The sequence below is a fragment of the Cysteiniphilum marinum genome (genome assembly GCF_014857925.1).
GTDB lineage: Bacteria > Pseudomonadota > Gammaproteobacteria > Francisellales > Francisellaceae > Caedibacter > Caedibacter marinus.
The window spans coordinates 1-8,531 of sequence record NZ_JACYVZ010000055.1; the positions used below are offsets into that span (position 1 = coordinate 1).

An 8,531-nucleotide genomic window follows, 5' to 3' on the forward strand; every position below is an offset into this window, starting at 1 on the left:
AAAAAGCAAGAACAGATAATAAGCAAAATATTAATATTGTAACTGAAGATAAAACCATGCTAAATTAGGGTGGTTTAAGCGGCAATTGTAGTTGTCGTTAACCGGCAAAGATAATTGTCGTTCAATAGACATATGAGAAACATAAACGTATTTACTATACTTCAATCTCTAAAGTTGAACTTTACAAGAAAAATAGTTATTTCATTATCAACATCATTAACACATCAAATCGTGCACTATATAAAATCTATATTTACAATGAAATTCAAGCATTTAATGTTGCAAATGCTTTAAACTTCTTAGCTTCAAAATTAGACAGTAAAAAATAGCAATCTTTATAATTTCCTAACACAAATAAACCGATGTGGCATCTCTTTTTGATCCTCTAATACATCAAATCCTGCTTCAATAAATAATTGATGTAAATCCAGCTGATGAAACGCTTTAACAAAGGGTTCATTTAATTTGCGTGCTAATAATTTAAAATAAACACCTTTCACCCCATGGCTTTTACATAATTGCCATGTTCTATCTTGATATTGCACCGGTGATGGTTCAGCAATGACAAATATCCCACCCTTTTTAAGTATACGTGAAGCTTCTGCGATAAGTTGTTTGATATATCTTGGTGGAATTTCATGTAACACATAGCACGCACTTAACCCATCAAAGCGCTCATCAGCAAATGGCAATGCCTCAGCTACACCTTGAATAAACTTTATGTGTGGGTAGTCTAACGCAGCATGCTTTAATAAATAGGGACTTGGATCAACCCCCCAAATATCGTGAACACCTTGTTGATAAATCACGTTGGTAGTTTTGCCACCACCACAACCGATATCTAGCACCGCGTGACAGTCTTTTAAATAATGTGCTATTTTTTTGCGTATGGGATCAACTTGATTAAGCATCGCAATATCAAAGCCTTTGATATAACCACGGGTTAAAAGCTTAGAATAATTTCCACAAGGAATATTATGAAACTCCTGTAAAACATACTTAGGAATAGGCATTGCCTGTAATAGTTTTTCATCTAAACGCACAGATCTATTTTTTGGATAAAAAACTGCTTTGATTAAGGTAAGCCAAGCCATTGGTGATTTGAAATTTAACTCATCAACCCAGCTTTTAGGTAAATCCAATTCATCCCAATTTTGGAGTTTAGGATCTCGGGAAGCGTTATTATCAACTTGCTGCATGATTGAAAATCATACCTTTAACAAATTATAAAGGATCGCTTGACGCATAAATACGCCATTTTTAGCCTGCTGGAAATACCACGCGTATTGAGTTGCATCAACTGAGTTGCAAATCTCTTGCACTCGCGGCAGTGGATGCATCACAATCAAATCATCATGTGCGCTATTGACCAACATATCCGCCGTAAGCACATAATCCATTGTATGCCCATCTTCTTCAGGGAAACGTTCTTTTTGCAAACGCGTCATATACAATACATCAACCACACCAATCACATCAGCTAAACTTTCAACGCAATGTACCCTAATGTTTTTATTTTTAAGTTGAGTTAAGATTTCTTCTGGAATTTGCAATGCCTTTGGTGCCACATAATAAATCGTAATGTCACGATATTTTAATAACGCATAGCTTAATGAATGCACAGTACGACCATAACGTAAGTCACCAATCATCGCAATTTTAATACCATCAATCTGTCCAAATTTTTGCTCTATCGTAAATAAGTCAAGCAAGGTTTGCGAAGGATGTTCATTAGCACCGTCTCCGGCATTCACTACAGGGATATGTGAAATATCTGCTGCAATTTGGGCGCTGCCTGATTCAAAATGACGCATAACAATCGCATCAGCATAACCATTAAGCATTTGGATAGTATCGCTTAAGCTCTCGCCTTTCTTACCAAAAGAGGTATTATGCGCATTCGCAAAACCAATGACTTTAGCACCTAAGCGATGAATCGCTGCTTCAAAGGATAAGCGCGTACGTGTTGAAGCCTCAAAAAAGCAGCTGGCAATAACCTTGTCATTAAAACTATTTATGAGTTTGCCATGCTCAGCATCATGCGCAAGTTTCATCAGTCGATCAAAATCATCCCGTTTTAAATCTTTGATACTGACAAGGTGTTTTGTTGTGTTATTGGCTGTAGATAATATCGTTTCAAGCATATTATGTCCCCTAAGGTGTTAATTACTTTAATTACTCTATGCATATCAGGTAAACAGCGCTATCCTATCAAGAAAAAATAACAAGGTATATTAAAACATGTTTCCCGTTGCATTGACTGGCGGTATTGGTAGCGGTAAAACAACAGTCGCTAATCTTTTTCATGAGCTTTATAACATTGATATTATCTGTGCGGATCAAGTCGCTAGAGACGTTATCCTCTTACCTGAAGTTATTGAAGCCATTATTAATGAGTTTGGCGATATAGTGATGACTAACGGTATGATTGATAGAAAAGTCTTACGCAGTATTATCAGTCAAGACACATCAGCACGCACTTGGTTAAACGATCTCATGCACCCGATTATCCGTCAGCAGATTGAATTAAAACTCTCAAAAAGCCAATCCATCTATACGATCATAGATATTCCACTTTTGACAACGGCAACACTTACTAACTACCCTTATCTTGAGAAAATTATCTCGATATGCGCATCTATGGACACCAAGCTTGATCGCATTACAGCGCGTGATAACCAAACAAAGTCACAAGCTTTATTGATGATTCAAAGCCAGATTAGTGATGATGAACGCCACACATTTAGTGACTTTATAATTAAAAACGATGGTGATATTTCTGATCTTATACCACAAATTAATGCTATTCATCACAGCATATTATTATTCTTAAACGGCACTTCTTGACAGGCAATAACATCTAATGCTCGTGGATAACCTACCTCAATTAAATACAAACCTTGAGGGGGTGCCGTAACACCTGCTTGTGTGCGATCTTTTACACCTATCAATGCGTTGATCCAATCGGGTGACTTTTTGCCTAAACCCACCTCTAGCATTGATCCGACGATATTTCTAACCATATGATGCAAAAAGGCATTTCCTTGAATATCAAAAATAATAAACTGACCATGCTTGATAAAGTACGCATGATGGATATTGCGCTTGGCACTTACCGATTGGCATTGTGATGAACGAAAAGAGCCAAAATCCTGCTCACCGAGCAAATAGGTACAAGCTGCATTCATCTTGCTTATATCCAATGACTGATTAACCCAAGTTACTCGCTCATGCCATAATGCACTGGAGGTTTTATTCTGATAGATCACATATTGATAGCGTCGATATAATGCACTAAAGCGCGCACTAAATCTCTCATCAACCTCATAGACAGCGAAGACATTAATATCATTGGGCAAATGCGCATTAACACCCAACACCCATGCCTTTTCTTGTCTGATTGCTGAGGTTGAAAAATTTATCACTTGTGCCATGGCATGTACACCAGTATCCGTTCTACCCGCACAGACCACTTCAATCGGTTCATTGGCAATAATGGATAATGCTTTTTCCAAACGCTCTTGTACACTATCACTATGATTTTGGCGCTGCCAACCACAGTAATTGGTGCCCGCATATTCAAGTACCAACGCATAATGTCTTAACATATTCTAAACATCAATATTCAATGAGGTCGCTGATCATAGCACAACTTAAGATGTTTTATAACACCAATGCCAAGGTTCATAAATAAACCCGTACACATTGTCTCGTGGATAGCTTAAAGTGAATTAGAACTCATGGGCATGCTTTGATAACCATTTAAAGGCTACAGTAGTTAGATGCCATATAAAGTGGGTATATATAGTCAAAGCCTTGTCTCTGCTTCTGTATAACCTGTAATATCCATTGCATCTGGGTAAGAAGCTCCCCTTGGAGATGTACTGTTGCTATAGCTAACGCTTGTCAATTCTGGTAAGCCATCCTCATCCAAATCTGGGGAAAAACCGTACCCTCCTTTCTTGCCATCATGTAAAGAGTGTTTCTCTAAAGCTTTGCTTCCAACACCTACCCCAAGAGTTGCTACTCCCACTCCCATCAATGCATAAGCAAGTTCTGGACTGATAAATCCCTCCCCATCGTTTTGCTCAGCAACTATGACATTTGCAAAATAGAGAGATGAGGTAGCAAATGCACTAGCAGAGCTTATGTATGAGACCATATTTGACACCTTACGTGCATGTTTCAACCGCTTGTGTCGTTTAGGAGTAATTCCAGAGACACTTTTTTGAGAGACAAAATTAAGCGCGGTACCTATCGCTTGTAAAGTGACATCACCTCCTCTAAGTCCCGCTTCACAAGTATTATGAACCAGTATGTTCGTCTGCTTTCCTACATAATAGACATTTGTGTTTTCTACCTCCAGATTATAAACCTTAACTGGTCGCGTACTATTATAAGGTGTTCCACATTTACTTACTTTCTCATTTTGGCAAAAGAGCTTAACTTTTTTACCAGTTTGAGAAATTAAAGTATCTTGAGCTGAAATGTCTCCAATTGGGACAAATGCTTTCTTATTGAGCACATAGAATGGATGGTTTGGAGTCGCGTTAATCACCTCTGAAGTTCCATCATCGTTTATAAAACGATAGACTCTGACATCATCTGTATATCTGACGAATTTCCCAGTTACCATACTTTTCCCATCCTCTTTCTTATATCCTACTAGAGTTTTATTAAGGCTATGGATACTGCTTATCATAGCTTTGACATTTTCTACTCCTAATTCTGGCATTGAAATTCGAATAAAATCTCCTACTTTCTTGTCACCGTGCTCTTTAAGCCAGAAGTATGGCCGTATGAGTTCTATACTTGCTGGAAAATCTTCACCATTAATTTTATCAGAATACGTTAAATGTATTACTTTTAAACCTTCCGTGACAGGTAAGTCTTTTTTACTCTCTACCATTGAGGTTGAATTTAGATCTTGAGAAGCCTTAGTGTTATGAGGTTCGCTGTTATTTTCAAATGGCGCGCTTTTGGTAAGTACGTTTGCATTTAAAATATACCTTGTATTCTCTTTAGAGGGCAGGCTATCTCCTTGCTTCGATTCAAGGATCGACGCATCAAAATCTAGCTCTGTATTACTCAAAATACCCGTTACAACCAAATCACCTACCTTAATGTCTTGGATTGCTTTGTGGCGTTTGCCGTCTTTATTATCCATTACTAATACAGAGGTTTCACCAGTAAAACACATCGTCTGCTTTGGCGAAGCCATCGGTTTTGCAACTGCAGATTTCATCTTCTTCATTGCAAGGTTCATACCATCAAAGGTAGCTCCCACTCCTCCCCCAACAGCAAAACTTGTTAAGACAGAGGTTGCCGTGATTTCTTGCTCTGTTGCAGCACTCGTAATTACTGAGCCAGCCGCTGCCATCATACCATCTAAGGCATAGCTTGCAGTCTTTGTAGCTATCTTAGCACCAGTTTTTGCCACCTTGGTTGTTGCTTTTGCTGTCGCTTTAGCAGCTGTCTTGGCCGCAACTGTGCCTACACCATAAGTAGCTGCTCCAAGGAGTGTGCCACCAACAATCTTTCCAAGCATTATTCCAATATCGTCTGCATTTATCGCACCATCTTTATTTACTTCCTGAACTGCAAATGTAGTTGCACTCATAATACCAGTAACCAAGCCAATTCCAGCGGCTACCAAAAGCGGAATTGGTACATCACCATTAGGATCTCCCTTCATATGGGTATTATCAAAGGCAATCTGACCATTAGCTCCCCCCGGACCAAATGGAGAAGCTTTGATATCATACTGTTTAAATCTAGGGGCGCCAGCTGTGGTTGCATACTGTCGATATCCATGACCGTAATGTTGAAAATTTGTGCTTGATTCAGTTAACTGATTATGAAATCCCATAAAAGATTGGTTCACAATACTACTAACAAAAGGTGTGACGTTGTCAAGCCCAATTGCTTGTTCCGTTATATCACCATAAGGTGCATAGCTTCGGTTAGAAATAATTTCGTAACTACTCCCATTAATTTTGCAGAGTTCATTTATCACATTGGCATGATCAGAGAGATAGGAACACTCATTGATAAACTCCTTTGTTGTAGTATATTGAGTTATTTTACCGATTCCAGGAAGGAAGGATTCAATTTCGCCATTTAACGCTTGGTTAGTTTTTCTATTACCCGAATAGTAGAAATATAATGGATTTCCGCCATTTAATGTTTGTGATATCTGTTGATCCAAAGCATTATAACCATACGAAGTAATGCTAGGGTTTTCATTATCATTGTTGTTATATCCTATCAAACGCCCTAAAAGATCATAGCTTAAACTGCTTCCGTCTGCATCGGACGTAATACTTCGGTTTGCATCGTACAATATCTGACTGCTTTGAAATCCTTTATCATCCCTATAGCTTATAAGTAAAACAGGGTCTACATCATCAAATTCAAAGGTTATTGTACGAGTTTGAATATCTCCTTTGCTATCGATATATTCTGTGGATATATTGCTAATATTACTGTGTTTATCAAAGGAATAAATAAGACTCTTAATTATATTTCCGTGTTCATCTTTAGGGCATCTTGACTGAGCTGAGTTGGATGTACATTGGTAGTCATTTAAGCGATTCATTTCATCTAAACCAAAGACTTCGATCGAAGTATTTCCATTTATGTCTGTGTGAGTTCGCTTAGAAATATTAGGTGTGTAAAGAGTTTTACCATTCTTATTTACAGATTGATATTCATATAGTATTTCATTTATTTGAGTATCATTTAACGTATGAATGATCGAGCTTATTAGCCCTCCAAAATTATATTCATAATCAATCTCGATCCCACCATACCTTGTTTCTTTTGAGAGCCTTGAAAAATCGTCATATTCATAAGTAATATAATTGGTAATACCTCTATAATCTAGTGACGTTATCTGATCATACTGATTATAGTGTACAACTAAAAGATTCCCCATAATATCTTCATATTCTAGTAGTTGCTTTCTCAACGAATATGAATATCTACTAGTTGCTATGACGTCTTCTGAGTAAAGTTCATAGCTTTCATCTTTTGTTAAACCATTTGGGTAATAAGAAAATGTCTTTTCACCTAAATTATCAACAATACTTAAAGGTTGAGCTGTTTTTTTATCATACTCATAGGTGACATTATAGGTTGTATCCAGAATTCCTGAACTATCATATACCTTCTTTTTATGAAGTGTACTTAATTCCGGTACATACTCAAAGTTAATTTTCACACCAGTTGGTAAAGTGATATTTCTGGGTAAATCTTGTGCATTGTAGTCAACGAGGTAAGTGTCACCAGCCGGGCTAGTTTGCCATTTAGGAAGACCTTTATAGTTAAAACTACGCGCTCCAAGTAACTCAGGTTCGATGCCTGTATCATCAGATACAGCAACCGTAGTCACATTATTTAAAATGTCATAGGTATGATGTTTCTGAGATCCATCTGGACGCTGAATATAACTGATTCTTCCTTCTTTATCGTAGAATATCTCTGTTTCACTTAAGTTCATATCTGTTTGTTTTTTAACCTGTGAAAAACCATCAAATTCTCGTTGTGACTCCATAAATACACTTAAAGACGAACTTGATGTACATACTCCAGTTTCACAGTAGAGTGCTTGCTCTTTAAATACAGTACCATCATCTTTCATATGCTCTAAATACACCGGGGAGATTTCACTTTTTCCACTACCATCAGGCACATTTACCACATAGGTTACAGCTATATTTTTTGCATCATCATACGCATTGACAATGCTAAGGCCATCCTCACGTACTCTCGCCAAAAGCCGTCCATTATCATCATATCTCATCATGAGTGTATTTGAGATACTATTTCCTTCAATGTCCGTATCATAGGTTGTGGACTCAACGACTTGACCATATTGGTCATAAACCATCTCAGATACTAATTTAAAGCTATCTGCAACTGCATTTCCGCTATCATCTATTTCTTGCACGTAATTTGCTAGAACACGCCCAACACCATCAAGCTTTGTTTTTTTCTTATACCCTCCTTCATCTGTTTCAATTACCTCATTATAGGTTGTGGATCCATCTCCTAATTTATACTCAAAAGTCACTTCAGTTTCATATTCTGTGCTCGGAGACATTTTTAGTAAGAGAGGTCTACTTAGTTCATCATATTCATACTCAGTTCTATTTCCAAAACGATCTATAGTTTCTATAATCTGTTGTGTTTGATACGAAATTAGCTTTTTTTCTCTTGTTGAAGTTGTTTCTGATAGTGTTCCTGATTCAAACTGAATTTGTTGATTACCATCGTCGTGTCTATAAAAAAATTCTGATGTCAAAGAATTTAATTGATCGTCTTGCTTATAATTTGTTTTATAGTAACTCAGTGTTTTAGAGGCAAGCTTAAGGTACTTATCTGTGTCATTTGGATCTGTATAATTGATGTACCCCCTCAATTTGGGACAGTAAGTCCACCAGAATGAGGAGCAGAAAAATGGCAAAATCTCGCTACACACAAGAGTTTAAAAATGAATCAGTTAAATTAGCTCTAGAAAAAGATGCTAA

The 8,531-nt window shown here is 37.2% G+C and carries 5 protein-coding genes and 1 pseudogene; 1 reads left to right on the forward strand and 5 read right to left on the reverse strand.

What is annotated here, in order from left to right:
- Positions 1-335 precede the first annotated feature (335 nt).
- Together IE867_RS13670 and pyrB are read right to left on the reverse strand one after the other, a co-directional pair.
- On the reverse strand, positions 336-1,199 hold the full coding sequence (locus IE867_RS13670; RefSeq protein ID WP_192485272.1) for a class I SAM-dependent methyltransferase: 864 nt from the start codon (positions 1,197-1,199) through the stop codon (positions 336-338).
- A gap of 9 nt (positions 1,200-1,208) precedes the next feature.
- Complete coding sequence (gene pyrB / locus IE867_RS13675) at positions 1,209-2,144, reverse strand: aspartate carbamoyltransferase (protein ID WP_192485273.1); 936 nt, start codon at positions 2,142-2,144, stop codon at positions 1,209-1,211.
- A 97-nt stretch (positions 2,145-2,241) separates the two neighbouring features.
- On the opposite strand from pyrB, the gene coaE reads away from it, so the two are divergent.
- Positions 2,242-2,847, forward strand: a complete 606-nt coding sequence (gene coaE / locus IE867_RS13680; RefSeq protein WP_192485274.1) for a dephospho-CoA kinase — start codon at positions 2,242-2,244, stop codon at positions 2,845-2,847.
- Here coaE and truA read toward each other — a convergent pair.
- The 3 genes and pseudogenes from truA to IE867_RS13690 all read right to left on the reverse strand — a co-directional run bounded on the left by truA (position 2,811) and on the right by IE867_RS13690 (position 8,305).
- Positions 2,811-3,608 (reverse strand): tRNA pseudouridine(38-40) synthase TruA, encoded by a 798-nt coding sequence (gene truA, locus IE867_RS13685; protein WP_192485275.1) that lies wholly within the window; start codon positions 3,606-3,608, stop codon positions 2,811-2,813. The two genes, coaE and truA, sit on opposite strands and share 37 nt — an antisense overlap.
- A gap of 45 nt (positions 3,609-3,653) precedes the next feature.
- Positions 3,654-3,776, reverse strand: a pseudogene (locus tag IE867_RS14740) (D-alanyl-D-alanine carboxypeptidase family protein); the annotation flags it as partial.
- 32 nt (positions 3,777-3,808) lie between these two features.
- The gene (locus IE867_RS13690) at positions 3,809-8,305 is read right to left on the reverse strand and encodes a polymorphic toxin-type HINT domain-containing protein (RefSeq protein WP_192485276.1); all 4,497 of its coding nucleotides are present in this window, start codon (positions 8,303-8,305) and stop codon (positions 3,809-3,811) included.
- Positions 8,306-8,531: the final 226 nt, after the last annotated feature.

Bases quoted from the DNA above. Each gene is read 5' to 3' on its own strand.
- IE867_RS13670 (WP_192485272.1), bottom strand. From the start codon at position 1,199: ATGCAGCAAGTTGATAATAACGCTTCCCGAGATCCTAAACTCCAAAAT.
- truA (WP_192485275.1), bottom strand. From the start codon at position 3,608: ATGTTAAGACATTATGCGTTGGTACTTGAATATGCGGGCACCAATTAC.
- coaE (WP_192485274.1), top strand. From the start codon at position 2,242: ATGTTTCCCGTTGCATTGACTGGCGGTATTGGTAGCGGTAAAACAACA.
- pyrB (WP_192485273.1), bottom strand. From the start codon at position 2,144: ATGCTTGAAACGATATTATCTACAGCCAATAACACAACAAAACACCTT.